Origin of the sequence: Rhodococcus sp. 14-2470-1a, from assembly GCF_002259425.1 — a bacterium.
In the GTDB taxonomy this organism is placed as follows: Bacteria; Actinomycetota; Actinomycetes; order Mycobacteriales; family Mycobacteriaceae; genus Rhodococcoides; species Rhodococcoides fascians_E.
This window is the reverse complement of sequence record NZ_NPFZ01000027.1, coordinates 19,779-45,844: the sequence shown is the minus strand read 5'-3', so window position 1 is coordinate 45,844 and position 26,066 is coordinate 19,779. Positions and strand designations below refer to the sequence as shown.

Genomic DNA, 26,066 nt, shown 5'->3' with positions numbered 1-26,066 from the left:
TCGGGCGTAGGGTCTGTAGTCATGGTCCCCACCCGAACACTGTGGAAGAACGGCCCGAGCGTCGGCGCAATCGGCCTCGGCTGCATGGGTATGACCTGGGCATACAAAGCGGACGAGCACTCCGAGAGTCCCGACCGCGTCATCGGCCACGCACTCGATCTCGGGGTGAACTTCATCGACACCGCCGACGTCTACGGACCGTTCACCAACGAGGAAGTAGTGGGTGCAGCCATCGGCTCCCGTCGCGACGAGGTGACCCTGGCAACCAAAGGCGGGCTCGAATCACACGTCGGCGACGCTGGGGAACCGGTCATTTCGGGCCCCAACGGTCACCCGGACCACCTCCGTTCGGCCATCGACGACTCGCTCAGGCGACTCGGGGTTGACCACGTGGACCTCTATTACCTGCATCGCCCCGATCCGGCGGTGCCCGTCGAGGACAGCATCGGCGCGATGTCGGAAATGGTGCAGGCCGGCAAGGTTCGCGCACTGGGCGTTTCGGAGTTCACCGTCGAACAGCTGGATCGGGCGCAGTCGGTACATCCCATTTCAGCGGTGCAGTCGGAACTGTCGTTGTGGACGCGGGATCATCTCGCGACGTCGCTGGCGTGGACCGAACGAAACGGCGCCGCCTTCGTCCCGTTCTCACCCCTCGGTCGCGGTTTTCTCACCGGAAATTTCCGTGGAACGGCCCCTGCCGCAGACGACTTCCGTGCACAACTACCCAGGTTCAAGCAGGAGAACCTGGATGCGAACCTCGTCATCGTCGACGCCGTCGCAGCCGTCGGTCACGAGGTGGGAGCCACCCCTGCGCAGGTTGCTCTGGCGTGGGTACTGGCGCAGGGTGAGCACGTCGTCCCCATTCCCGGTACGCGGCGCTCGTCACGCCTGGACGAGAACGCAGGCGCCGCGTCGGTACGCCTGACCCCCTCTCAGCTGCAGACTCTCGACGACCTCCCGGACCCGGCGGGGGCGCGTTACTGATCGCTCCGGGCGTCGAACACGCCTTCCTTCTCCCGAACTTGTCGGACTCCGGTGATACCAATGGAGCTACAGGCCAAGACGTGCAAGAGAAGGGAGTGTCGATGCGAACCGTCGAAGATCGTTGTGAAGGAACGCTCGTCATCCACGCAGTCGGCGACGCCGAGTGCACGGAGCCGGACTGCGTGGACATGGAGTACGTCCGTCATTTCCTGGTGCTGGACTGCGAGGAGATCACCGGCGGATGCCAGTGCGTCGGCGTGATCGAACTGGCCGAGGCGTCGTAAGCCGATCCTGCCCGTACGCGCGTGCGCTGTGTGCTAGACCTGATCGACAGTGATTCGGCTCACAGGGGGTTTCGGTGCGACGTGCCTTCCGACTTCTACTGGTCACGACGGTGTCGACGGCACTGCTTGCAATCGGCACGACCGTTCCGGGTCAGGCAGCGCCGCCGGATAAACGGTCGTGCTCTGCGCCCGAGGCCGCGGCCGATGGTTTCGAGCGTGCCTCGGCAGCGGAGGTCGGCATGGATGCGGCCGCGGTGCAGCGGGCGGTCGACTTCGCGTCGTCGAGGTTGCGAACGAACATCCAGATCTTCAGAAACAACTGCCTCGTCGGATCGGGTCCGCTCAACGACGTCACCGGCAACACCCCCTGGCATCTGTGGAGCTCGACCAAGAGCATCGTCTCGATGCTCGCCGGCGTCGCTGTCACTCAGGGGCGGCTGGACGTGGACTCACCCATCGGTCGGTACCTCCCCGCCGGCGAGGGCGACGACGCACACCGCGCAATCACCGTACGTGCGCTGCTCACCCAGAGTTCGGGTATGGATCAAGGGATAATCGCCGAGGGCATCGTTCCTGGCCTCGGATTCGGCGTCGACGCACCAGCGCAGGCGCTGACACTGCCGATCTCGCAGCCGGGCCGGTTCCAGTACTCACAGCTAGGCCCTGACCTGCTCGCCTACGTGGTCGAGAATGCCGTCGGTGAGGATCTTCAGGCGTTCGCGCAGCGAGAGCTGTTCGATCCCATCGGCATTGCTCCGCAGGATTACTACTGGGCTCGCGATCGCACGGGCCACACGTACGGTTTTGCACTGATGTTCCTGCCGCCCAACGATTTCGCACGGCTGGGCATGCTCATGGCGAACGACGGCGCGTGGAACGGACGGCGCATCATCGGCAGTGAGTACATCCGGCAGTTGCGGACTCCGTCAGAAGCCAACCAGTGTTACGGATACTTGTTCTGGCTGAACAACACTCCGTGCATCGGTCCGAGTTTCCCGTCGCAACAGACGCTGAACACACCGATGCTCGCAGGCATGCCCGACGACGCCTATGCCATGGTGGGCTTCCTGCAGCAGAACAACTTCATCATTCCGAGCCTGGGCATCCAGGTGACCTGGAACGGGGTCCTCGGTGACGTCTCTCCGGACCTGTCGACCATTCTGAGCGCCAGCACCAACAGCGAGCTCTACACCAACTTCTTTCGTGCACTCGGGGAAGCGCTGCCCGACGAGGACCTTCCGTCGATCCCCTACGAGCCGACGTTCAACCGCGACATCGACGTCAGCAGCTTCTTCGACCCCGACATTCTCCTCGGCACTCTCGGGCTCGGCCCTGACGCCGCCGTTCCGACCGGGCCGGTAGCGCCGCCACTGTCCGACGCCCCACCTGGTTGCCTGGTGTTCGCATGCCTGCCCGTGTCGCCGGAGACGCCTCGACGCACCGGCGGTTGACGGGACGAGAGCGCAGCGGTCACTCCCAGTCGATTCGTTCCGCCAACTCGAGCAGTTTCCGACGCCTCACTGCGCTCGTCGCGCCGATTCGTGCGATCCGCCCGTAGAGGTGCGCACGGAAATCGGGGATCGCGGACAGGTTCTGCGGATCCGGCCCCGTGACGGCGCAGTTGTGCAGGATTGCGCGCAGTGCGTCGTACTCTTTCCGCGGCACCGACGGCCAGTCGTTCACCACCAGGCCGGTGAGCTGCTGGCGCTTGTGTGCACGACGCACGCGGGTCTTGTACGGATGGACCGCGAATCCTTCGTCGGCGATGATCTTGCTCGCGCTCCAGATGATCTTGTCCGCGTCGATGTCACCGGAGAATGCCAGGTCGTCGGCGTACCGGGTGTACCTCGCGCCCAGGGACTTCGCCAGCGCGGTCAGCCGAATGTCGAGCCGCCGCGAGACCAGGTTGGCAAGCGCAGGGGACGTCGGCGCGCCTTGCGGCAGGTGGCGTGTGCGCAGCAACGATGCAGTGGCGTAGGGGAATCCGCCGAGCTGTTCCGCGGGCGTTGCCGTCGTACAGAGGTAGGCGAGGCTCCATGCCACGGATTTCGGGTAGCCGAGCGCATCGAACACCGCGACGACACGCTCGATTCCGATCGAGGGAAAGTAGTCCTTCAGATCCACCGAGATCACGACGGTGTGCCCCGCATGTGGAATTCCGAACGTGCGTGGGCTTCGACCTGTGGCGAATCCGTGCGCTGCACTGTGAGCTGGAACGTTGTCGAGTATGCGTCGCAGTATCTTTCGCTGGATTTCACGCAACCGCGGTTTGGGTATTTCGAGAATTCGGAATCCGACTCGCTTGGGTACGGGCGTGACGCGGTAATGCCGAAGCGGCGTCGCGGCCGTCCGGAGCCGGGACTGTGCGTCGATGAACCACTCGATTTCGCTGATCGTCAGATCGAGCGATTCCGCCAGGTCTCCGGTACTCGCGTACCGAGGGACGTCGAACAACCACGGCTTGAAACCATCTGTGCGACGCGATGGTTCGACGGTAGCAGGCTCGGGTAGCAGTGGGAGTCCGGTGATGAGTCCGCGGAGCGATTCCGGATCGTACGGCGCGACCGGCGACAGGTCGATCAGACGATCCGCCAGACGCGGCGCCTTCTCACCCAGAATCGCCAGGAACGCCTCTTCCAGACCACTACGCGTCCACAGAGCATCCGCAGCGAGCGACGCGAGCCACGCCGCCATCTGCGGGCTGAACTGACGGCTCATCGAGGCACCCGGTGTACATGCAGCGGCGCCGGGCGACCTGAATCTTGTGTACTCGGCGCCGCCGAGCACGCGGAGCGTGCGGACCGGCGTCGGACGCAGTGACCAGTTCTTCTGTCTCGCCCAGGGGTTACCCCTGAGATCGGCCCAGCGGACCGACTCTCGCCCGTGCACCGCTGCATGATCTCCACTGTGCCAGATGAAGAGCTATCGCAATACCGCTCCGGGGTTGAGAATTCCGGAAGGATCCAGGGCGTCCTTCACCGACCGCTGCACCGCCATCGACGTCTCGTCGTGCTCGATTGTCAGCCACCCGGTCTTGAGCCTCCCGACACCGTGTTCACCGGTGATAGTGCCACCCAGCTCGAGCGCGCGTCGTGTGATCGCGTCGAACGCCGACATCGCCGCCGCGCGGCTGTCGGCGTCGGCATCGTCGTAGATGATCGTCGGATGCAGGTTGCCGTCACCTGCGTGGCCGAAAACACCGATCGTCAGACCGGCCTCCTCTGCGATCGTCTCGATGGAGGCAATCAGATCGGTGACACGTGAACGCGGAACTGCCACATCGTCGAGGAGCCAGTCGCCGAGGAGCTCGAGCGCTGGAAGGGCCAACCTGCGCGCCTCCAACAACAAAGCGGCCTCCCCCTGGTCCGCACTGACCACCACGTCCACCGCACCGTGCTGCGAGCACATCGAATCGATCGAGGCGAGCACAACCTCGGCGTCGACGTCGTCGCTTTGGACAAGCAACAATGCAGCCGTTCCCGGCTCGATACCCATCTTCGACATTCGGTCCACCGCGAGAACAGTGGTGCGATCCAGGATTTCGAGCATCGACGGCGTGCGATCCGACGACGTGATCTCCGCGACCGCACGACCTGCGCCGTCCAGCGTCGGGAACGATGCCACCAGAGTCTGCGCCGGGCGAGGTGCAGCAAGTAGTTCGACGGTGATCTCGGTGATGACACCGAGGGTGCCTTCCGACCCGACCAGGAGATGCGTGAGGTCGTACCCGGCAACACCTTTCACGGTCCTTCTTCCTGTGCGCAACACACGGCCGTCCGCCAGCACCACCTCGAGACCCAGTACGAAGTCACCCGTCACTCCGTATTTGACGCAGCACATTCCGCCGGCGTTCGTAGCGACGTTTCCCCCCACCGTGCTGAACTCCACGCTGCCGGGGTCGGGGGGATAGAACAATCCGGCTTCGGAGACACGTGCACGGAGGTCTGCTGTGATCACTCCCGGTTCGATCACTGCCAGTCGATTGGCTACGTCGATCTCACGGATGGTGTTCATCCGATGCAGACTCAGCACTACCGATCCCGCAGTGGCGTTCGCTGCCCCGCTCAGGCCGCTTCCTGCTCCACGTGGGACCACTGCGACACGGTGTCGATGCGCGGCGGCCATGCACACCGAGACTTCGGCGGTGGTACGCGGAACCAGAACGGCGAAGGGCATTCCGCCGTCGGTGAACTTGGATTGATCACGGGCGTACGCCGCGACGATGTCCGGGTCGTCGACGACGATGTCCGCGGGCAACGTGTCGATCATCGACTGCACGAGCATGGTCACAGAACCCTCATCGCCAATCCACCGTCGACGGGCAAGCACACCCCGTTGATGTACGCCGCATCGTCCGATGCGAGGAACGCCGCAGCGTTCGCGACGTCCCACGGAGTTCCCATGCGTCCGGTGGGACTACTCGCGTGGCGCGCCGCCAACACCTCGGGATCGGTGACCAACTGACTCGACACGAGCGGGGTGTCGATCAGTCCCGGCACTACCGCGTTGACCCGGATTCCTTGCGCCGCGTACTGCAGCGCCAGCGCAACCGTCAACTGATTCACCGCGCCCTTCGACGCACTGTAGCTCGGGTAGTCGAAACCGGTGTACCGCATGCCCGCGGTGGACGAGACGTTCACGACAGATCCGCTCCTGCGCGCGAGCATCGCGGGAAGCGTGTGTTTGCAGGTGAGGAAAACACCCGTCGCGTTCACCGCCATCGCCGTGTCCCAGCTGCCTCGGTCCATCTCGGTGATATCGCCGACGGTGGCCGCTCCGACGTTGTTGTGCAGCACATCCGGCGGCCCGAATCTGTCGGTGGCCAGCGCGACTGCCTCTTGGACCTGCTCTTCGTCGGTGACATCAGCGACCAAGGCGACCGCGATTCCGCCCTCGCCGACGATCTCCTCGGCTGTCAGCTCGGCCTCGTCGCCATTGCGATCGATCGCCGCCACCAGGGCCCCTTCGCGCGCGTAGGTCAGCGCGGCGGCGCGACCGTTGCTGACCGCGGCACCACTGGATCCTGCGCCGAACACCAGCGCGATCTTGCCTTCCAACCGCCCGCTCACAAGAGCTCTTCCAACAACAGCTCGAACGTCACGGCGACAAGATTTCCGTCCTCGACAAGCTCGCCCATGTGAACCTTCCCGTAGCGGTCGACGACGAAGGTGGGGAGGTGAACCTCCACGAGCCGGCCACCCTCGCAGACGACATGACCCGACATCGTCACCTCGGTGGCCGGGCCGGGCGCCACGGCGATGTCGTCATCGCGCCGCAGGGTCGCACCGACCAGACTTCCGAGGCTGCCGCGGACCGATGCGCGGCGGAACCCGTTTCGAGACATCACTTCTCGTACAGCATCGTGAATCTCGACTCCCGGGCGGACGCGGGTCATCACCGCTCGCGCCGACCCGGTACTCGAACCGTCACCAGCTGACGGCGTGAACACCGGCATGAGTGTTTCGTCGTCTTGCTTGCTGCGTAGCTCGCAGGAGGCGAATCCGCGTATCACCACCTCGACAGGAGTCGCACCTACAACCGTGTCCGGCCACAAGTGGCCACCTCGCAGCGAACCGTGAGCGTCGTACCAGGCGGCGTGGCAGTGCATGAAACGCTCGCCCTCGCGGCGACCGACGGTTGCGCTTCCTGCGACGATGGTGGCAGGCGCAGTCGCCTCGATCGTGTCGCTGTACCACGCCGCGCGAGAGCCGTCGGTACACAGAGCAGGGACGCAGTAGGACACCCGTGCGAGCGGTCCACCGAGTATCTCCACCTGCGCAGAATCGACACCGAGTTCGGCCAGTTCGCCGTCGATGGCGTCGACGAGCCTGCTTCCCGGCGGAAGCGATGCCCGCTTCACGAGTACTGCGCTGGACACGGATTCGAGCCGGTGGTCGGCAACGGGACCTGGGTGGACCAGGGGTGCAAGGACAGTCGAGGTGGTCACGACGCGCTCACCAACGTCTGCGAGTACGGCCCCCACCCCTGCGCGGCGAGCTCGTCTCGAATGGTGCGCTTGACGATCTTGCCGTAACCCGACTTCGGGAGAGAATCACGGAACAAGATGTGACGTGGGAGTTTGTACCGGGCCATACGCTCGCCGAGCCAGTCGGAGAGCTGGTCGGCGGTGAGATCTGCACCCTCTCGCAGCACGCAGATCGCGACGCCGACTTCACCCCATTTGGGGTCCGGCACACCGAGGACTGCAACTTCGTCGACCGCGTCGTGCGTCAGGATCTTCTCCTCGATATCCCGCGGGTGGATATTGGAACCGCCCGAGATGTACATGTCGGAGGATCGGCCGGTGACGTACACGAAACCGTCTTCGTCGACGACACCCAGATCGCCCGTGCGGAACCATCCGTCGCGGAACGCCTCTGCGTTCGCCTTGTCGTTGTCGAGGTAGCCGGCGAACACTGCGGGCCCGGCGACGCACAGCTCGCCGATTTCTCCTGGTCCAAGTTCTGAGCCCGTCTCGTCCTGCACACTCACCAGCATCCCCGTCCGTGGATAGCCGCACGTTCCTGCCGAAAGCCCCTCCGGCACTGGGCGACCGTGTTCGGCACTGGGCAGTACGGTGATGTTCCCCGTCACCTCGGCGAGCCCGTAGTACTGCACGAGAACCTCTCCCAGGGTCTCCCGAGCTTTCTTCTGATCGGGTGCGTACATCGGCGCGCCCGCGTAGATGACGTGTCGCAACGACGAGTGGTCGTGCTGGTGCACCGACGGATGATCGACGAGCACCTTCAGGATCGTCGGCACGGTGAACATGTTGGTCACTCGTTCGGACTCGACGAGGCCCCACACCTCCGCGGGCACGAGACTCCCCGACGGAGGTAGCACCGTCGCCGCACCGCGGGCCACCTGCGGCAGCATGTGTACACCCGCACCGTGGGAGAGCGGTGCCACGACCAGGGAGACGCAGTGACGATCTGTGGTGGGCATCAAGTCGGCCAGATGATTGTTGACGACGAAGCCCAGCTGATCATGCGTGAGGATCGCGGCCTTCGGTGTCCCGCTGGTACCCGAAGTGAAGAAGTACCAAGCCGGTTCGCCCTCGTAGGTTGCCACTGGCGCGGCTGGCGTCGATTCGTCGACGGCTGCAACCGCATCGGCGTTGCTACCCTCGATCCACAACACACCCGCGCTCAGCCCACCACACGCACGCACGGCGTCGACATGTGATGCTGTCGAGCTGTGGGCGACGATTGCACTGGGACGACAGACCCCGGCGATGACCGCGACATCGTCGTCGTGTAGGCGCGAATTGACCGGCGCGAGAACAGCTCCGATTCGCCACGTCGCATACATCGCTTGGACGAACTCGGGATGGTTCGGGCTGTCGAGCATGACGACGTCGCCCTTGCCGACGCCTCGGCGCTCCAGTTCAGCGGCCAATGAGTCGACACGCCGATCCAGGTCGTGCCACGTCCAGCGGACGTCTCCGTGGACAAGGGCGATGCCGTCCGGCAACCGTCGCGCGGTCTGACGGAGGACTTCGGCCAGGTTCGCTGCTCTACGTAGGGATCTCATCCGACCGTCTCCAATACTGTTGCGTAGTTGGCGACGGCTGCGCCGCCCATGTTGAAGACCGCTGCGCGCTGCGGTGACGGCAACTGCATGTCGCCTGCTTCTCCGACCAATTGCATCGCTGCCATGACGTGCTGCGACACGCCGGTGGCGCCGAGCGGGTGGCCTTTCGCCTTCAGCCCGCCGGATCGATTGACCGGCAGTATCCCGTCGCGTTCGGTACGGCCCTCGGCCAACACCTCGGCGCCCTTGCCCGGTGCAGCTAACCCGAACGCCTCGTATTGGAGAAGCTCGGCGATGGTGAAGCAGTCGTGCGTCTCCAACAGATCCAGGTCGTCGAGAGTGACACCCGCGTCGAGCAGTGCACCGCGAAACGCCCGCGCCGCGCCGTCGAATGCCAGCGCATCCGCTCGCCGTGCGATGGCCAGATGATCGTTGGCATGCGCACGGCCGATGATGCGCACCGACCGCCGGGCAGCGGAAGCCACCTCTGGGAGTGCCACGATCATTGCCGCTGCGCCGTCGCTGACGAGCGAGCAGTCGGTGCGTCGTAGTCGTCCGACCACGGCTGGATTCTTGGACGACTCGGTGGAGCAGAACTCGTATCCCAGGTCGCGTCGCAGGTGCGCATACGGGTTGTCGACGCCGTTGCGGTGGTTCTTGGCCGCGATCCGCGCCATTGCATCACGCGGATCGTCGTAGCGGTCGGCGTACTGGTCGGCCAGGCCCGCGAACACTCCGGCGAAGCTGCCCGCTTGCTCCTCGGTGGCCCGGTGCGAACCGGACAGCAGGATGTCGTTGACGGTGTCGTTCGCGGTGGCGGTCATCTTCTCCGCGCCGACGACAAGTGCCACCCGTCCGCGACCGGCCTGGAGGCTGTCGAGTGCCGTGTACAGGGCCGAAGACCCCGTTGCACAAGCATTTTCGACATGGGTGGACGGCACGAGAGCGAGACGGGGTTGGCCTGCCCCGACCAGTGCGCCTTCGAATCCCTGACGCGAGAAGCCGTTGTTGAAGACTCCGACCGTGACGATGTCCACATCCGCGTCGTCGAGACCGGCGTCCTGGATGGCGGCTAGGGACACCTCGGCGATCAGCGATTCGACGTCCGGACTTTCACTCTTTCCGAAGCGCGTATGCGCCCAACCGATGATGTGCGGTGCAGTCACGGTGGAACCTCTCGTTGCGGTGCGTACGGAGCGTGAGGCAGGTCACGTCCTCGATGCCTGTCATGTTCGTCGCGAATCGGAGCCAGGTGCACCGCCGCCGGACGAGAGGCCGAGCACCGAATTCCTCCCGTTGTCGAATTTCGCCGTTTCTACAGCGGGAGGAAACGGCGCCCCGATTCCTCACTCCGCGCTCGATGCCCCGTGATCGGCGTCACGCCCACACTGAGCCCACACCGATTCACGACGAGGGGTATGACGTGCGCGCAGTGCTCAAGACCGAACCTGCACCAGGCTTCGACCTGGTGACCGACCACCCCGAGCCCGAACTCGGCCGAGGGCAGGTACGGATCGAGGTGGGGGCGGTATCGGTATGCGGTACCGACCGAGAAACATTCGACTACGGTCCAGCCGTCAGAGATCTCGGTCTTCGTCTACCCGTCGTCACCGGCCACGAATGCGCAGGCACCGTCGTCGAGGTTGCTCCCGATGTCCAACGTTTCAGGGTCGGCGACCGAGTGGCCGTCGAAACTCACGTCGCGTGTTTGGAGTGCTTCCAGTGTGTTCGCGGAAACGCGCACAACTGCCTCCGCATGGACCTTCTGGGTCTGACGATCGACGGTGCGTTCGCTGAACAGGTCGTGCTGCCCGCGTCGACCTGCTTTCGTCTACCGGACGAGCTGAGCCTCGAAGCGGCGGCACTTCTCGAGCCCGCGGGCAGTGCCATGCATGCCGTCCAACGCAGTGGGATGAGCCTCGACGGCGCGCACGTACTGGTCAGCGGAGCCGGGCCGATCGGGCTCGCCGCACTTCAGATCGCGCGAGCGAAGGGCGCCGAGGTGTTGGTGGTCGAGCCCAATCCTCACCGCGGTGCGATGGCCGAGTCCTTGGGCGCAACACTCGTGAACTCGGGCGAAGGTCTCGTCGATCGGGTGCGGGATCTGACCGGGGCGGCAGGGGGCGTCGACCTCGTCCTCGAGTGCTCAGGAGCAATGCCTGCCTTGGAGACCGCACTGGAGGTGACTCGTCGAGAAGGCACCGTGATGAGCATCGGGTTGACGAACCGGGCGCTGGAGGTCAGCGCCACTCGCCATCTCATCAGCCGCGGCCTCACTCTCAAAGGCAGTTTCGGGCGCCGTATCTGGGATTCCTGGACCGAGCTGACCGCGTTGGTCGCCTCTGGCGGAGTCGATCTGGACTCGCTGATCTCGCACCGCCTGGAACTCGAAGAGGTGGACACCGCAATCGAATTGCTCACTGGCAACGCGTGCAAGGTGGTTCTCTATCCGCAAGGTGTACCGGCACACCGCCACTTGTCAGAAGGAGCACTCAGCGCGCGGTGAGCGCCGGGAACGGGTCGATTCCCTCGGCCCGCATCAAGTCCGCCACCCGCAACCCGAGGTGTAGGTGCAACCTGACTGTTCCGTCGTCCAAGTCGACACCGACTGCCTCGCGGATCCGGTCGAGACGGTAGTACAACGTCGTGCGGTGGATGAACAGCGCCTCCGCCGCACCCGGACCGGACCCCGCATGATCGAGAAACGCGCGCAGCGTCTCGATCAGCCGGCCCGAGCGATCGACTTCTGCGAGACGGCGCAGCTCGTCCGGTACAGCTGTGATGTCGAGTTCGGGGAACGGAATCCTCGCGAGCACTCCCAGGACCCCTGCACGTTCCCATGCAACGACGTGATCGTCACCGATGCGTCGCGCGACCGTCGCCGCCAGTCCGGCCTGACGCGCCGAAATCCAGGCTGCGGACAGTCCTGAAGCGGGAGCCCCGACCCCAGCGTGGACCGTCGCCCCCTTGCCCGCCACGTCCCCGGCGTCGCGCGCCATCGTCTTGGTCTCGGCGAGAACGGTCTCCAGATCTCGCGCGGCCGTCGAGAGGTACACCAAGTAGCCGACCTCACCGACAACGCTGTGCAGCGCGTCACCACGGCTTCGAGAACGCGCGGCTACCAGGGCGTGACGAAGGGCGATCGCCGTCAGTTCGGCATCTTTGACGTTACGTAGCGAAATTGCGACGACCCGCACAGACCCGGCCGCGACGGTCGATTCGGCGAGTGCCACATCCCTGGCTGCCTCGTCCGTTCCGAGCAGATCAGCAACGAGAGCTTCCGAGCGCGCCGAGTCCTCGGGCGTGCGATCACCGACCATCAGCGGTGCGATTTCAGCAGCCACCTCAGCAATGCGCCCGAGGTCCTCGTCGGTGATGGTGCTGCCGGCGTCCATCACCAGAATCATTCCGAGCATCTCACCCCGCCAGCGAATCGGAACTCCCACACGGGCGTGCAGACCGAGCGCCTCCGACCCTGGGACGTGGCCTGGCCGAGTCCACTGGGCAATCCCGCTGGACAGTAGAAACCCGATGGCCTCGCTCCCGGCGTCCCGATTCAGCATCGCGCGGATTCGGACGGGGTCCTCGTCGCCGAAGTGGCGGCTCGCGAACAACATCCGGACTTCCGGGTCGTTCACCACGACCGACCTGCCGAGCTCGTCGGCGAACCGGTCGACGACTGCTTGAACGGCGTCTCGCGACATGGGCAAAGCGTAGCCCTCACGACTTCGTCGAACCCCGAGTGCCAGGGTTCGACAAATAGAGGAAACTGATCCCTCGAGCTTCGTCACGCAACGGTCGTGACACAGGTCACTATGGGAGCAAGGTGTGTGAGCCCGCCACAATTCGACGGGCTTCGTAGAACGAGACTGGAGCGATGCAATGGCGTCACGCACCCACCTACCCGACGAGTCGGTGCCGGAGAATCAGATGGCCAACCGCGTCATGCGCAAGGTTGCGCTGCGGCTGATCCCGTTCCTCGGACTCGCGTACTTCCTCAACTACATCGACCGTACGAACATCTCGTTCGCGAAGCTGACGATGAGCGAGGACCTCGGCCTTACCGAGACGATGTACGGCTTGGCCAGCGGTCTTTTCTTCGTCGGCTACATACTCCTCGAGGTTCCGAGCAACTTGGCACTGCACAAGTTCGGCGCCAGGCGTTGGATCGCTCGCATCCTCGTCTCGTGGGGTCTGATCGCGGCCCTCATGGCGTTCGTTCCCAATGCGACCTGGCTCAACATCGCTCGCGTCGCCCTCGGTATCGCCGAGGCCGGCTTCTTCCCCGGCATCATGCTCTACCTGACGTTCTGGTTCCCGCGTGCAGTTCGAGTTCGACTGGTCGGTGTGTTCATGGTCGCCCTGCCGCTGTCGAGCGCGCTGGGCGCTCCGATTTCCGGCGCGATCATCCAGTACTGGCACGGTCTGTTCGGACTTGAGGGTTGGCGCGTGATGTTCCTCGTCGAGGGCATCCCGACGGTACTGCTCGGCATCGCCGCGTGGTTCTACCTCACCGATCGCCCGCGGGACGCCAAATGGTTGACCGCGGACGAGCGCAACTGGCTGGACCGCCGTATCGAGATGGAACAGTCGCAGACAGCCACCACCGGCCACGTCTCGGTACGCGAATCTCTGCGCAACTCGACAGTCTGGCTTCTCGGACTGACGTACTTCGGCATCGGCTACGGTCTGTTCGCCATCAGCTTCTTCCTGCCCACGATCGTGGCTGGATTCGCGCAGCAGTTCGACACGACGTTCTCCATCGCCGAGAACGGCTTGATCGTCGCTGTTCCGTTCCTGATTGCCTCGGTATCGATGATTCTGTGGACTCGTCGCTCCGACCGACTGCGCGAACGCATGTGGCACCTCATCGCACCGACCGCGCTTGCGACAGTCAGCGTTCCGGTAGCCATGTACATGAATTCGCCGTTCCTGACGATGGTCGTCATCACGATCACCGCCGTCGGTATCTTCTCTGCCCTCCCGATCTTCTGGTACCTGCCGACCACCTTCCTGACCGGCGCCGGAGCTGCCGCGGGCATCGCTCTGGTGAACACCATCGGCGCTTCCGCAGGGCTGGCCGCCCCGTACATGACCGGGTGGCTCCTCGACACGACCGGAAGTTCGAAGGCGGGACTGTGGGTCGTCGGCGGCTTCATGGCAATGTCCGTCGCCCTGCTGTTCGTCGTACGTAGGCGTCTGGTGGACAGCACAATGCAGAAGCACGACGAATCGGAGACGGCCGTCGGCTGATCCCGAGCCCCCATGTGCCGGCCGTCGCAGACGCTGTGACGGCCGGCTCTCTATTTACACGTGCTCGGACACCAGGACTGCTGAGGTGTCGGCGTTCAGTGCTTCGAAGATGTGGGGCGCGTCGCCGGGGTAGCTGATGTAGTCACCCGGGTGGAGCTCGACGGGCTCGTCGGTGGGCCCCACGAGTGCTCGGCCGGCGGACAGGATCACGTGTTCGACGACGCCGGGTGAGTGCGGGTCGGACCTCCGAGGCTCGCCGATCTGTGCGCTGACGAGATAGATGTCGCGGCGTGCGTTCGGTGGGCAGGAGGCGAGCAGCGTCGCTACGTAGTCGGCTGTGTCGGAGGAGAACTTCGGCCCCTCTCCTGCTCGGATCAGCTGCACGCGTGGTTTCACCGGCTCGACCAACCGAGCGAACGGGACGTTCAGTGCCACGCTCAGCGCCCACAGTGTTTCGACGCTGGGGTTACCTATTCCTGATTCGAGCTGGGACAGGGTCGACTTGGCTACTCCTGCGCGTCGGGCCAGCTCGGCCAGCGACAGTCCCATCCTCGTTCGTTCGCGGTGCAGGGACGCGGCGATGGCGGCGATCGGAGCGGACATGGTTGTTCATTCTATCGGTACGAGCGTCCATCTTGACGAACACAGCACATGGGGTTCATTATTCTGTCCATGCGTTCGATCTGGCGAACCCGCCGTGACATCGGCCTCGTCTGCCTCGCCGACGGCCTCGTCGGTGCGTCGTTCGGCGCCATCGCCGTCGGCGCAGGCCTTCCCATCTGGGTTCCTATAGCGATGTCGGTGCTGGTCTTCGCGGGTGCGGCTCAGTTCATCGTCGTCGGAGTGCTCGCAGCAGGGGGAAATCCGCTCGCCGCGATGGCCGGCGCACTACTGGTGAACGCGCGGCTGATCCCGCTCGGGTACTCCGTCGGAGATTCGTTGGGCGAAGTGTCCTGGCCTCACAAGATCCTGGGGGCGCACCTCGTGACCGACGAAAGCGTGGCGTTCGCGGCCGCCGAGCCCGACCCCCAGCGTCGACGATCCACGTTCTGGTTGTGCGGCGTCGGCCTGTTCGTCGCGTGGAACATCGGCGTGCTGGGTGGGGCATTTCTCGGTGGCAGGATCACCGACACCGCTGCTCTCGGACTGGACGCAGCGTTTCCGGCGGTGCTCATCGCGCTCGTTGCTCCAGCACTCCGCGATCCACTCACGAGGAACACCGCTCTGCTCGGCGCGGTGATCGCCGTAGCCGCGGCGTTGATTCTGCCGCCGGGCCTGCCGGTGTTGCTTGCCCTGGCAGCGGTGGTGCCCGCGTTCGTGGCAACGAAAGCAACGGCATGAACTACGTGCTTCCCATGGTCGGGCTCGCGGCGGGAACCCTGGCGTTTCGGCTCGTTGGACCGTACCTTCGCAGCCGAACGACTATCTCGCCCCGCGTCGAGCGACTGGTGTCCGTCGCTGTGGCCGTCATCTTCGTGGCGTTGATCGCGACGTCCGCACTGATCGTGGACTACGGGTTCGCCGGGTTCGCCTGCCCGGCCGGTGTGCTCGTCGCCGCCGTTCTAGCCTGGCGCAATGCACCGTTCGTGACGATCGTCGTGGCAGCCGCCGCTGCAACTGCGGCGCTCCGATGGTTCGGAGTTGCGTGATAATGGGCGCCATGAATCCCACCCCCACCGGCCTCCTCCGCGCCACCGCATCGGGCGTCGACGTGGAGATCACCCGCGAGATCACGTCAAGCCGCGACGACGTGTGGAACAGCGCCACCGATTGCGATCGGACCGCCCTGTGGTTCGGACCGTGGGAACGGCTCGCGGACAATCGAATCCGCGTCCAGATGGTGTTCGAAGACGGCGAGCCGTGGATGGAGATGAACATCGACGCCTGCGAGCCGCCGCGGCGACTTGCGGTCTCCACCACCGACGGATGGGCGCTCGAACTCGTGCTGACCGGGGATGGTCCGATCACCACCGTCACACTCATTCACCATCGCGAGAGCACCGACGGAGTCGGTGAGATCGGGCCCGGCTGGGAGTACTACCTCGACCTGCTGATCGCATCACGGACAGGCGCCGAGCTACCGACATTCGAGGAGTACTACCCCGCCCAGAAGGGGTACTACGAGTCGCTCACTCCCCGGTAGCGCCGCGAGGCAGCGATGATCCTGGCGATGCCGTCGGCGACGCGCGCGATCTCGTCGGCGCCGACCTCCTCGCCGACGGCGTCCGCCCAGGCATGCTGATCGTCTCGCAACGTGGCCACCGTCTCGCGCCCGCGCTCGGTCGGCTGCAGCAGCTTCGCCCGTCGATGCCGGGGATTGTCGACGTATTCCGCCCATCCCTTGTCGACGAGGATGTCCGCGGTGCGTTGCACACTCTGGCGTGCCAACCCCAGGCCGACGCGACGGGCGATCTCGGCTACGGCGAGAGGTTCGTCGAGGGTCGCGCCCAATACCTGCCACCAGGCAGGCGTCAGACCTGCGGGTGCTGCGATGTCCTGTGCAGCAGCGAGGAATTCACCGTTCAGCTCGAAGGCGGGAAGCACGATGGACGTCAACGCATCACCGGCGGGAGTTCTGGTCATGCCCCGGCCAACTGCTCGTAGTACCTCTTCTCGCCGGTCGTGTAGAGCCCGTACCAGGCGTCGATGATGCTCTGCGGGAACAGTTCCAACGCTTCGAACACAGCCTTGGCGAACTCGAGCGGCGCCGTTCCCGGAGCAGTGATCAGAGTGCCGTCGGCGACGGTGCGCTCGTCGCGGTACCGATCGGTGCCGGTGTACTGCTGTGCTGCCGTGAGGAATTCCGGAGCATTGCTCGTGTGCGGCCGGGAGTTCAACACGCCGAACCGTGCGAGCCCCAGCGTCGCACCGCAGATGCCGCCGACGGTGACGCCGCGGTCCAGCAAGTCCACGGCCAGGCCCAGAACCTTGTCGTGTCCTTCACCCCACGTGGCACCGCCGGGAAGAATCAACGCCGCGACATCCGCCGTGTCGAGATCCGCGAGGTCGCCGTCGGGCAGGATCTTGATTCCGCCGAGGCTGGTGACCTGTCCGCCGCCGTCGGACAGGACCCGCAGGCGGTAGCGCTCGTCGCCTTGCTCGTTGGCCATGGCAATGCCGGCGACCAGATACGAGTACTCCCAGTCCGCCATCGTGTCGGTCGCGTAGAGAACGATGTTCTTCGCCATGACTACCTCCGTGATTGACAGTGTCCTGTCAATCTACGATCACGACAGCACACTGTCAATGCAGGCCACGCGACGCCGAATCCGGGTACACGCAACTACACACGGGCATACTGGAGTCATGGTCGTCCGCGCTCGCTGGCCCAAGAGCCTCCCGCTGCAGCCGCTTCCCTCCGAATCATGGGCAAAACAAGAGCCCACGTGGAAGGGTGCCAATCCCCAAGTCATCGAATCGGCGTTGAAGCGAGCCAAGACCCGGCCGTCGGGTAACTGGTTCGTCTTCGCCGCGAGCCGCGATGTCGGGACCAAGGAACCTTTCGGCAGGACAGTCGGCGGAATGGAGCTGGTGGCCTGGCGCGACGAGAACCGCGGCATCCACATCGCACCCGGATCCTGCCCGCACCTCGGTGCGCCGCTCGACAAGGCGAAGATCGAGTGCGACACCCTCATCTGCCTCTGGCACGGCATGCCACTCGGACCGAAGGGACGCCCCGGCTGGCGCCCCTTCCCTGCCTTCGACGACGGCATCCTCGTCTGGGTTCGCCTCGACGACCTCGGCGGTGAAGAACCCACGGATGCGCCCCTCGTACCCGTCCGGCCGCCCGCCGCCACGAGCGTCGACGCCGTGATCACCCTGACCGGCATCTGCGAGCCCGACGACGTCGTCGCCAACCGACTCGACCCGTGGCACGGTGCGTGGTTCCACCCGTACTCGTTCGCCCGGCTCCGCGTACTCGACGCCCCCACCGACATCGACGTCCCCGACGAGGACGACCGCTTCCTCGTCGACGTCACCTTCCGCGTCAGCCGCGGCGTCGGCGTCCCGGTGACAGCCGAATTCGTCTGCCCGGGCCCACGCACCATCGTCATGCGCATCGTCGACGGCGAGGGCGCCGGCAGCGTCGTCGAAACCCACGCGACCCCGATTGGCCCCGGCCCCGACGGCAAGCCCCGCACCGCCGTCATCGAAGCCACCGTCGCCAGTTCCGACCGCAAGGGCTTCCGGATTGCCCGACGAGTGGCGCCGTTGTTGCGTCCGCCGATGGGCTGGACAGCCGCCAGGCTGTGGAAAGACGACCTCGATTACGCAGAGCGTCGCTACATGCTCCGGTCGAAGGGGCTCTGACGAAGACTGAACTACGACGAGGTCGGCGCCACGCGTTCCGGGATCCTGCCCGACGGCTATCACCACGTCCGTCGACGTGAACTGATCGGCTCGGGACGCACCGCCTTCGACGCTGCAGCTGACACGCTGATGACCTGGGAGATGCACCGGCAGTCGTTGCCTCGGGTGCGGCCGTCTCGTGGTCGGGTGGAAGTCGGGTCGACGGTGTCGATGGTCACGGGGTTCAGGTGTGAGGTCGTCTACGTTGTGGACGAGCCCGACCGCATCGGCTTCGCCTACGGCACCTTGGGCGGCCACCCCGAATGCGGCGAAGAGTCTTTCCTGGTCGAGTTCGACGCCGGCGATGTCTACGTCGTGATCACAGCCTTCTCCCGGCCCGGGACCTGGTACGCGCAGCTGGCCGGTCCGGTGGGTCGTTGGGCGCAGCAGCGGATCACCGATCGCTACGTCGCGGCGCTTCGCCGTTGAGCGTCGCTCAGACGACGCGCGCGATTTTGTCGAAAACTCGGTATCGCCCGCGGGTCGGGACGGTCCAGATGTCGTGCCCGGCGAGGCCCCAGCTCTGCAGCAGGGTGTTGGCGGCGTGCAGACCGGTGGTTGCGGCGCGTTCCATGAGGGCGACCGGCAGGTCGATGCGGATTCCGTCGCCGGCCAGCACGAGTCCAGGTTCGGGCGTACGCACCGTCGGCCTCCGGGCGAAATCACCCAGGCCGAACAACGGACAGTCGTTGCGCCATTCCGACCGAGCCGCGATCACGGTGGCATCCCGGGTTTCCGGATAGATCTCGTGCATCCGCGCCATCAACTGTTCGCGCGTGACGTCCTCGGATTCGGTTGCTGCGTAGGCGTGCAACTCGACGACGGATCCGCCGGTGCGGGAGGCCCACTCCGCTGCTTCGTCCTCGAATCGTTCGAGGACGCTGATGTTGTCGATGGGCGGCATTCCACCGGTGCCGATGAACGGTGGACGGTCTGCGTCGACCGGCTTGTCGAGCCAGACTCGGTGTACGAGGAAGGGCGGAGTGTTCTGCAACGCCGCGACATCCTCGCGCCATTCGTCGGTGCCGAGTGAGCCGACGAGACTCTGCAGCCCCTTGATGTCGGCAGCCAGGACGACACCGTCGAACTTCTCGCCGTCGACGGAGAATCCGCGTTCGATCGACGACACCGACGTGCCCATCCGGAAACCGACTCCGAGCCCACGCAGGTACTCGCCCAACGGTTCCCACAGAGTCTGCGGGTACGGGCCGGTAGGCACGTCGAACACGAGCCCCTCGGACGAGCCGAGGAAGTACAGGTGAAACATCATCGCCAGCTCGGCGGCCGACATCTCCTCGGGATCGGCGAAGAAGCTCCGCGAGAACACTCCGAAGGCCAGGTGCCGTGCAGCCTCGGGGAAGTTGATGCGTCGCAGGAATTCTGCTGCCGGGACCTCGTCGAGCTGCTCGTACGTCCCGGGAACGCTCACGGTCATGAGCGGCAGCGCGGCAATACCGTTCAGCGCCTTGAGGTCCCGCCACCGGAACGTCGGACTCTTCCCGACGAAGGCGACGGCGTTCAACCCCGGCGTCGACGGCAGGCCTTTGAATCCGTCGATTCGGCCGTCCGCGTCGATCAGCGGGTAGTCCTCGACGGCATGCAGGCGCTGCAGACCCGGATCGGTGCGCTTCAACACATTGCGGAGGTTGTAGTACTGCCGGAAGAACGCGTGGAAGCCTCTGCTCATGGTGGCCGTCGAACCGTCGTCCAACGTGGTGGACCATCCGCCGACGCGGCCGCCGAGGAAGTTCTCCTTCTCGAAGACCTCCACGGACACACCACGTTCCGCCAGAGCAGCTGCCGCCGACAGTCCGGCGATACCGCCGCCGACCACCGCGACGCGCGGAACCGACGCCAACGACGACGCCGACGCGTACCCCGGCGCCGCTGGATGCAGAACGCTCTTCTTGTCAATCACGTGGCCGCGCCCCCAGGAAGGTGTGCACGATGCCGTTCTGCCACCCCGTCATCGTTTCGGTGTCGAGCGAGGTGAACCCTGCGTGCTGCATGCGTCGAGCGAATTCCGAGACACCGTCGAAACTGGTGACACTGCGCCACAGGTGGCGGTAGAGCGTGAAGTCGCGGGTCGCGGCGTACCCGAGCGGGATGATGATGGCCCAGCAGACCAGCGTCCAGACGATCTTCGCGCGCAGCGACTCCTTGACCGAGTACTCGTGGAACGCAATGGACGATCCTGGCTTCAGCAGGGACAGCAACGACCCGAGAACGGCGTCCGGATCACCCACGTTCCGAACCAGATACGCCGCCAGAATCCCGTCGAAGGGCCCTTCGACGCCGTGGGAGGCAAGGTCCTCGACCCGCGAGTGAACAAATGTGACGTTCGATGGCCACTGCTTGCTCCGAGCCACCTCGAGCATCTCCGACGACGCATCGGCCGCGATGATCTCCGCATGAGGCGCGGCCTTCAGCAGCGCAGCTGTGGAAGCACCGGTGCCGCAGCCTATGTCGAGCAGACGCAGACCGGCGCCGAGCCCGGGAAGCCGCAGCCGCTCGGCCGACTTCGCGAGATGCGCGTGGTAACCGGGGTTGGCTCCGACGAGCCGGTCGTACGATTTCGCGTCCTGATCGAACGCGCTGGGTACCTGGTCACGGGGCAGACCCCGTCGGCCTACGCTCACCAGCCACCACCGTTGACGACCCGAGCAGACGGGCCTCCCTCGATCGAGACGATGTCGCCCTGATGCAGCTGCCGGCCGCGACGAAGATCCACCTCACCGTTGACGCTGACCACCCCGTCGGCGATGAAGCTCTTCGCTTCGGCGCCGGATTCGATCAGGTTCGCGAGCTTCAGGAATTGCCCGAGCCGAATCGACTCGTCTCTGATCGGTACGTCCACTGCATCAGCCATGCCCCCATCTTGACTCATGCGGGAGCGAAGCGCCGCAATCGCAGACTGTTGGTCACCACGAACACCGAAGAGAAGGCCATTGCCGCACCCGCAAGCATGGGGTTGAGCAGGCCCGCAGCCGCCAGCGGAATGGCCGCGACGTTATAGGCGAACGCCCAGAACAGGTTGCCCTTGATCGTCGCGAGAGTCTTTCGCGACAACCTGATGGCGTCGCCGACGGCTCGGAGGTCCCCGCGCACCAGCGTCAGGTCGCTTGCCTCGATGGCGACGTCGGTGCCGGTACCCATGGACAGCCCCAGGTCGGCGGTGGCCAACGCGGCGGCGTCGTTGATGCCGTCACCGACCATCGCCACGACCCGGCCCTCGGACTGCAGCTGCGCGACGACGTCGACCTTTCCCTGCGGGAGCACTCCGGCGAAGACTTCCTCGATCCCGACGTCGGCCGCGATCTTCCTCGCGGCCGCCTCGTTGTCACCGGTCAGCATCACCGGGGTCAGTCCGAGTTCACGCAGTTCCGCGACCGCCTGCTTCGACGTGGGCTTCACCGAGTCGGCGACGACGAGCACTCCGCGCGCCTGTCCGTCCCACCCGACCGCGACAGCGGTGCGGCCGTCGCGTTCGGCGTCGGCGAAAGCCGCGGCAAGGTCCTCGGGAAGGGTCATGGACCACTCCTCCAGCAACGAGGCACGCCCCAGAACCACGGCCCGACCGTCGACGATTCCCGTCACGCCGAGGCCGGGCACGGCCGCGAAGTTCTCGACGTCCGGCACCGAGCCGCTGCGGCGGGCGGCGTCGGCGATGGCTTTGCCGATGGGATGCTCCGAGCCTGCTTCCAGAGCCCCGGCCACGAGAAGCAGCTCGTCGTTCTCGGGAGTCACCGAGAGCAAGGACATCTGGCCGGTGGTGACGGTGCCGGTCTTGTCGAGTACGACGGTGTCGATGCGTTTGGTGGACTCCAGGATTTCCGGTCCCTTGATCAAGATGCCCAGCTGCGCGGCGCGGCCGGTCCCGACCATCAGTGCCGTCGGCGTCGCGAGGCCGAGCGCGCACGGGCACGCGATGATCAGAACGGCGACGGTAGCCGTGAAGGCCGCGGCGACGGATCCGCCGGTGCCGAGCCAGAATCCGAGTGTGCCGGCGGCGATCGCAATGACGATCGGAACGAAGATTCCCGAGATCCGGTCGGCGAGCTTCTGCGCCTGCGCTTTCCCGGTCTGCGCGTCTTCGACGAGCTTGGCCATCTGGGCCAGCTGGGTGTCCGAGCCGACGCGGGTGGCCGTCACGACCAGCCGGCCGCCGACGTTCACCGTCGCACCGACGACCGTGTCGCCCGGCGACACCTCCACCGGCACCGACTCACCGGTCACCATCGATGCGTCGACGGCGGAGGATCCGGATTCGACGGTTCCGTCCGTCGCGATCTTCTCGCCCGGCCGGACCACGAACGTGTCGCCCACCGCGAGATCGTCGATGGGAACCTGCTTTTCGACGCCGTCGCGCAGCACCGTCACGTCCTTGGCACCGAGATCGAGCAGGGCGCGCAACGCTGCACCTGCCCGGCGCTTGGACCGAGACTCGAAGTACCGGCCGGCCAGAATGAACGTGGTGACGCCTGCTGCGACCTCGAGATAGATGTTGGCCGAGCCGTCCATCCGGTCGATGGTGAGCTCGAACGGGTGCTTCATGCCGGGAACGCCCGCGGCACCGAAGAACAGGGCGTACAGCGACCATCCCAGCGCAGCCAGCGTTCCCATGGACACGAGGGTGTCCATGGTCGATGTGCCGTGCCGCAGGTTCGTCCACGCGGACTTGTGGAAGGGATAGGCACCCCATACGACGACCGGTGCCGCCAGCGTCAGCGACAACCATTGCCAGTTGGTGAACTGCAGAGCCGGAATCATCGCCATCGCGATCACCGGCACCGACAGAACCGCCGAAACGATCAGACGCTGCTTCAGCGGATCCGTCTCGGGCGTGGAGTCCGGCTCGGCAGCGGGGAGTGTCGCGGTGTACCCCGCGGCCTCGACAGCGCCGATCAGATCCTCGACGGGCACGCCGTCGGACCGAACACGCGCTTTCTCGGTCGCGTAGTTCACCGTCGCGGTCACGCCGTCGAGCTTGTTGAGTTTTCGCTCGATTCTGTTGGCGCACGACGCGCACGTCATGCCGCCCAGAATCAACTCCGTCTCACTCATGGTCCACCTGCGCGTGTTCGTGACTCGTAGGTGCCTCACCGACAGGGCCGACCGCTCCGCCGATCAGGAATGCGGCAAAGAACACCAATGTGATTCCGAGTACGAAGCCTGCCAGTTTGATCGTCGTGTTCACGCGAAGCACCTCTTTCGTCTCACCCGTTCTACCATACCCCCCTAGGGTATCGGGAGGTCTCGATCCGGTCACGGTGTAACGCGGGGTACCTCCGCGGCGACTTCCGTGTAGCCACCGCGTAGTGCAGCGGCGGTGTAATCGGTTCGGGGAACAACTGATTGGGAAGCCATGTCTCTACGCGTTTCGAATCGCAGACCTGCGAATCGTCGACGGCTCGTCACCAGCGCCGTTGCGTTCGTATCTCTGGGCGCCCTGGCCGTCGGTGCCGCCGTCCTCACCACCGACAAGCTGACGTCGTCGGACGCCGAGGTCGAGCTCGCATCGACCGCCACCTGCTACGACATGGTCAGCATCGCCGTCGGTGGCCGAGGCGACTCGCCCGAGGCCGGCAAGACCAAGATGCTCGAAACCCCCACCGGAACGCGACTGCCCGCAGCGCTCGCCGGTGACTTCGAGAGCGACTGGATCGACCAGATGGTCGGCGCTCCCAACGGCCAGGTGAAGGACGGCTCCTACGCAGCCGTCTACATCGAGTACCCGGCCAACATGGCCACCTACGAATCCTCGGTCGAGACCGGCGTCGCGAACACCAAGACGGTCATGAACGCCATCGCCGCGTCGTGCCCCAAGACCCGCTTCGCCATCGTCGGCTACAGCGAAGGCGCCGACGTCACGCGTCGCGCAGCGATGGAGATCGGCAACCAGCAGGCCGACACCAACGGCAAGTTCGGCATTGTCGACCCGGGCAACGTGGTCGGTGTCGTCATTCTCGCCGATGCAGGCCGCAAGGACGGCGAGACCGCATTCCCCGGTTCCGCGTCGGGCACCAACCCCGACGGCTTCGACACCAAGTACCAGAACGGCTCCGGCCCCGCCGGCGCCGGCGCTCTACCGTCCACGCAGGGCAGCTTCGGTGTACTCGAGGGCCGCGTCGCCTCGTTCTGCTCGCAGGGCGACCTGACGTGCGCGATGCCCAAGAACACCTCGCTGCTGCACCTGGCCGCCAACGTCGGACGCCAACTCGACGTCGATGCCATCCAGCGCGACAACACCCTGACCCCCGCCACCGGTGCCGACCTCGCCATGGTCCTCGGCAAGATCGCCGTCGCCGCCTTCGCCGACATCACCAGCCAGGACAACTGGCTCGCCGGCGACGAGACATTCCTCGACGTGCTCATCAAGGTCTCCGAGCCCGGCTACAAGCCGGCCGACCCGACCACCAAGGTCGCCGCGAAGCCCGAAACGGACGAGAACGGCGAACCGCTGCCCGCCGAGAGCGCAGTCAACCTCGCCTACCTGCCGTCGAAGATCGCCAAGGAAATCATCGGCTTCATCGGATCCAACACCGACACCATCCCCGTCGCGATGAACGATCCGTACGGTCAGACCCTCGGACCGGGCTCGGGACACCACTTCGACTACTGGCGTGACGCCGACAACGCCAACGGCAAGCCGCTGACCTCGGCCGAATACGCAGCCGCATGGCTGACCCAGCTCGCCAAGGACGCCCAGGCCGGCAAGCCCATCAAGTCCAAGGAAGTTCAGGAGCAGGCCCGCCTGACCGTTCTGTCCGCCACCGCGACCCCCACCACGACCGCGCCGACGAGCACCTCCACAGCTGCTCCCGTCGTCGCCCCCTACGTCGCACCTGTGGTCCCGGAGGTTGGCGTTCCCGCCCCGATCGTCGACCCGGCCGCTCCCGTCGATCCGAACCTGACCGCAGTACCTCTCGTACCCGCTCCCGACGCCGCAGGCGCAGTCGTCGACGGCTCGGTCGTCACCACCCCACCCGCTGCCACCTCAGCAGCCCCGACCACCACAGCCGTCCCCACCACCACCGTCGTACCGGCTGGGTAGTCGTACTCCCTTTCCCATTCGGAGCGAAAGCGCCGTTCGGTCAGTCTGACTGACCGAACGGCGCTTTCGGTCTTCCAAGGGAACTGTCCGGGAAAGGTCCGGACCGATCAGGAATCGAGAAGTGTCCGACGCCGAGGCCTACTAGCGTCTTTCCACATGAACATCACCATTCATTCCTCGTTCCTTCCCCATGACGATGCCGATGCGGCGCTGGGGTTCTATCGCGATCTCCTCGGTTTCGAGGTGCGCCTGGATGTCGGGTACGACGGCATGCGCTGGCTCACCGTCGGGCCTGTCGGACAGCCGGACACGGCGATTGTCCTGACGCCACCTGCGGTCGATCCCGGTATCACCGACGACGAGAAGAAAACCATCCTGGAGATGATGGCGAAGGGCACGTACGCGGGCCTGCAGTTGGCGACGCCCGACCTGGATGCCACGTTCGACGCGTTGCAGGCCGGGGGCGCCGACATCGTGCAGGAGCCCATCGATCAACCGTACGGTCTTCGCGATTGCGCCGTCCGCGACCCTGCAGGGAATCTGCTGCGTATCCAACAGGCCCGCAGCTGACGAACATGCTTGAATTCGCATGATTGGATGCCAGTCCC

Annotated in this window: 27 protein-coding genes; 12 read left to right on the top strand and 15 right to left on the bottom strand. The window is 65.4% G+C overall.

Annotated elements, in window-relative coordinates:
• The first annotated feature begins 21 nt into the window (after nt 1-21).
• From CH292_RS14905 to CH292_RS14895, 3 genes are all read left to right on the top strand, one after another.
• On the top strand, nt 22-984 hold the full coding sequence (locus CH292_RS14905) for an aldo/keto reductase (RefSeq protein ID WP_020112312.1): 963 nt from the start codon (nt 22-24) through the stop codon (nt 982-984).
• A gap of 101 nt (nt 985-1,085) precedes the next feature.
• On the top strand, nt 1,086-1,268 hold the full coding sequence (locus CH292_RS14900; RefSeq protein WP_051104983.1) for a hypothetical protein: 183 nt from the start codon (nt 1,086-1,088) through the stop codon (nt 1,266-1,268).
• Nucleotides 1,269-1,342: 74 nt separating this feature from the next.
• A complete protein-coding gene (locus CH292_RS14895) occupies nt 1,343-2,719 on the top strand; it encodes a serine hydrolase (protein WP_094655128.1) in 1,377 nt (458 codons plus the stop codon).
• Between the two features lie 19 nt (nt 2,720-2,738).
• Here CH292_RS14895 and CH292_RS14890 read toward each other — a convergent pair whose 3' ends face one another.
• The 6 genes from CH292_RS14890 to CH292_RS14865 form a co-directional block, all read right to left on the bottom strand.
• A complete protein-coding gene (locus CH292_RS14890; protein ID WP_256978144.1) occupies nt 2,739-3,986 on the bottom strand; it encodes a reverse transcriptase family protein in 1,248 nt (415 codons plus the stop codon).
• 204 nt (nt 3,987-4,190) lie between these two features.
• Nucleotides 4,191-5,552, bottom strand: coding sequence for an FAD-binding oxidoreductase (locus CH292_RS14885; RefSeq protein ID WP_218830181.1), 1,362 nt, complete (start codon nt 5,550-5,552; stop codon nt 4,191-4,193).
• 2 nt (nt 5,553-5,554) lie between these two features.
• Complete coding sequence (locus tag CH292_RS14880; RefSeq protein ID WP_020112308.1) at nt 5,555-6,337, bottom strand: SDR family NAD(P)-dependent oxidoreductase; 783 nt, start codon at nt 6,335-6,337, stop codon at nt 5,555-5,557.
• Nucleotides 6,334-7,215 carry a PCC domain-containing protein gene (locus CH292_RS14875; protein ID WP_019667033.1) on the bottom strand — a complete coding sequence of 294 codons (882 nt, stop codon included), beginning with the start codon at nt 7,213-7,215 and terminating at the stop codon, nt 6,334-6,336. Before CH292_RS14875 ends, CH292_RS14880 begins: the two co-directional genes overlap by 4 nt.
• Nucleotides 7,212-8,801: an acyl-CoA synthetase gene (locus tag CH292_RS14870; protein WP_094655125.1), complete on the bottom strand. Its 1,590-nt coding sequence runs from the start codon at nt 8,799-8,801 to the stop codon at nt 7,212-7,214. Before CH292_RS14870 ends, CH292_RS14875 begins: the two co-directional genes overlap by 4 nt.
• Nucleotides 8,798-9,967, bottom strand: coding sequence for a thiolase domain-containing protein (locus CH292_RS14865; RefSeq protein WP_019667031.1), 1,170 nt, complete (start codon nt 9,965-9,967; stop codon nt 8,798-8,800). The genes CH292_RS14870 and CH292_RS14865 overlap by 4 nt, the downstream gene beginning before the upstream one ends.
• A 257-nt stretch (nt 9,968-10,224) precedes the next feature.
• On the opposite strand from CH292_RS14865, the gene CH292_RS14855 reads away from it, so the two are divergent.
• The gene (locus tag CH292_RS14855) at nt 10,225-11,307 is read left to right on the top strand and encodes a zinc-binding dehydrogenase (RefSeq protein WP_033189390.1); all 1,083 of its coding nucleotides are present in this window, start codon (nt 10,225-10,227) and stop codon (nt 11,305-11,307) included.
• Here CH292_RS14855 and CH292_RS14850 read toward each other — a convergent pair.
• Nucleotides 11,294-12,505, bottom strand: coding sequence for a CdaR family transcriptional regulator (locus CH292_RS14850; RefSeq protein ID WP_094626772.1), 1,212 nt, complete (start codon nt 12,503-12,505; stop codon nt 11,294-11,296). The genes CH292_RS14855 and CH292_RS14850 overlap by 14 nt on opposite strands.
• Nucleotides 12,506-12,683: 178 nt before the next feature.
• Between CH292_RS14850 and CH292_RS14845 the strand changes: the two genes are divergently transcribed.
• Entirely contained in the window at nt 12,684-14,054 is a 1,371-nt protein-coding gene (locus CH292_RS14845) for an MFS transporter (protein ID WP_094655124.1), read from the top strand.
• Between the two features lie 54 nt (nt 14,055-14,108).
• Here the strand turns inward: CH292_RS14845 and CH292_RS14840 are convergent, their stop codons facing one another.
• Nucleotides 14,109-14,657, bottom strand: a complete 549-nt coding sequence (locus CH292_RS14840; protein ID WP_094655123.1) for a helix-turn-helix domain-containing protein — start codon at nt 14,655-14,657, stop codon at nt 14,109-14,111.
• 69 nt (nt 14,658-14,726) lie between these two features.
• On the opposite strand from CH292_RS14840, the gene CH292_RS14835 reads away from it, so the two are divergent.
• From CH292_RS14835 to CH292_RS14825, 3 genes are read left to right on the top strand one after another with little or no spacing between them, the layout of a single operon-like run.
• Nucleotides 14,727-15,395, top strand: coding sequence for an AzlC family ABC transporter permease (locus CH292_RS14835; protein WP_094655187.1), 669 nt, complete (start codon nt 14,727-14,729; stop codon nt 15,393-15,395).
• Entirely contained in the window at nt 15,392-15,703 is a 312-nt protein-coding gene (locus CH292_RS14830; protein ID WP_094655122.1) for an AzlD domain-containing protein, read from the top strand. Before CH292_RS14835 ends, CH292_RS14830 begins: the two co-directional genes overlap by 4 nt.
• A gap of 11 nt (nt 15,704-15,714) precedes the next feature.
• A complete protein-coding gene (locus tag CH292_RS14825; protein ID WP_373454686.1) occupies nt 15,715-16,197 on the top strand; it encodes an SRPBCC domain-containing protein in 483 nt (160 codons plus the stop codon).
• Here the strand turns inward: CH292_RS14825 and CH292_RS14820 are convergent.
• Nucleotides 16,173-16,637, bottom strand: coding sequence for a MarR family winged helix-turn-helix transcriptional regulator (locus CH292_RS14820; protein WP_033189393.1), 465 nt, complete (start codon nt 16,635-16,637; stop codon nt 16,173-16,175). The genes CH292_RS14825 and CH292_RS14820 overlap by 25 nt on opposite strands.
• Nucleotides 16,634-17,242 carry a DJ-1/PfpI family protein gene (locus CH292_RS14815; RefSeq protein ID WP_094655120.1) on the bottom strand — a complete coding sequence of 203 codons (609 nt, stop codon included), beginning with the start codon at nt 17,240-17,242 and terminating at the stop codon, nt 16,634-16,636. The genes CH292_RS14820 and CH292_RS14815 overlap by 4 nt, the downstream gene beginning before the upstream one ends.
• Nucleotides 17,243-17,360: 118 nt before the next feature.
• Here CH292_RS14815 and CH292_RS14810 point away from each other — a divergent pair, with 118 nt between their 5' ends.
• Complete coding sequence (locus CH292_RS14810; RefSeq protein ID WP_019667021.1) at nt 17,361-18,365, top strand: DUF5914 domain-containing protein; 1,005 nt, start codon at nt 17,361-17,363, stop codon at nt 18,363-18,365.
• 6 nt (nt 18,366-18,371) lie between these two features.
• Nucleotides 18,372-18,833, top strand: a complete 462-nt coding sequence (locus tag CH292_RS14805; protein ID WP_080733885.1) for a DUF1990 family protein — start codon at nt 18,372-18,374, stop codon at nt 18,831-18,833.
• Nucleotides 18,834-18,840: 7 nt separating this feature from the next.
• Here the strand turns inward: CH292_RS14805 and CH292_RS14800 are convergent, their stop codons facing one another.
• From CH292_RS14800 to CH292_RS28925, 5 genes are read right to left on the bottom strand one after another with little or no spacing between them, the layout of a single operon-like run.
• Nucleotides 18,841-20,322: an FAD-dependent oxidoreductase gene (locus CH292_RS14800; protein WP_037183451.1), complete on the bottom strand. Its 1,482-nt coding sequence runs from the start codon at nt 20,320-20,322 to the stop codon at nt 18,841-18,843.
• The gene (locus tag CH292_RS14795) at nt 20,315-21,043 is read right to left on the bottom strand and encodes a class I SAM-dependent methyltransferase (protein WP_019667018.1); all 729 of its coding nucleotides are present in this window, start codon (nt 21,041-21,043) and stop codon (nt 20,315-20,317) included. The genes CH292_RS14800 and CH292_RS14795 overlap by 8 nt, the downstream gene beginning before the upstream one ends.
• On the bottom strand, nt 21,040-21,273 hold the full coding sequence (locus CH292_RS14790; RefSeq protein WP_019667017.1) for an RNA-binding S4 domain-containing protein: 234 nt from the start codon (nt 21,271-21,273) through the stop codon (nt 21,040-21,042). The genes CH292_RS14795 and CH292_RS14790 overlap by 4 nt, the downstream gene beginning before the upstream one ends.
• Before the next feature lie 14 nt (nt 21,274-21,287).
• On the bottom strand, nt 21,288-23,468 hold the full coding sequence (locus CH292_RS14785; RefSeq protein ID WP_094655119.1) for a cation-translocating P-type ATPase: 2,181 nt from the start codon (nt 23,466-23,468) through the stop codon (nt 21,288-21,290).
• Nucleotides 23,461-23,601 carry a hypothetical protein gene (locus CH292_RS28925; protein ID WP_167336905.1) on the bottom strand — a complete coding sequence of 47 codons (141 nt, stop codon included), beginning with the start codon at nt 23,599-23,601 and terminating at the stop codon, nt 23,461-23,463. The genes CH292_RS14785 and CH292_RS28925 overlap by 8 nt, the downstream gene beginning before the upstream one ends.
• Before the next feature lie 168 nt (nt 23,602-23,769).
• Here CH292_RS28925 and CH292_RS14780 point away from each other — a divergent pair, with 168 nt between their 5' ends.
• Entirely contained in the window at nt 23,770-25,458 is a 1,689-nt protein-coding gene (locus CH292_RS14780; protein WP_020112298.1) for a cutinase family protein, read from the top strand.
• A gap of 156 nt (nt 25,459-25,614) precedes the next feature.
• Nucleotides 25,615-26,028, top strand: a complete 414-nt coding sequence (locus CH292_RS14775) for a VOC family protein (RefSeq protein WP_019667013.1) — start codon at nt 25,615-25,617, stop codon at nt 26,026-26,028.
• Nucleotides 26,029-26,066 lie beyond the last annotated feature (38 nt).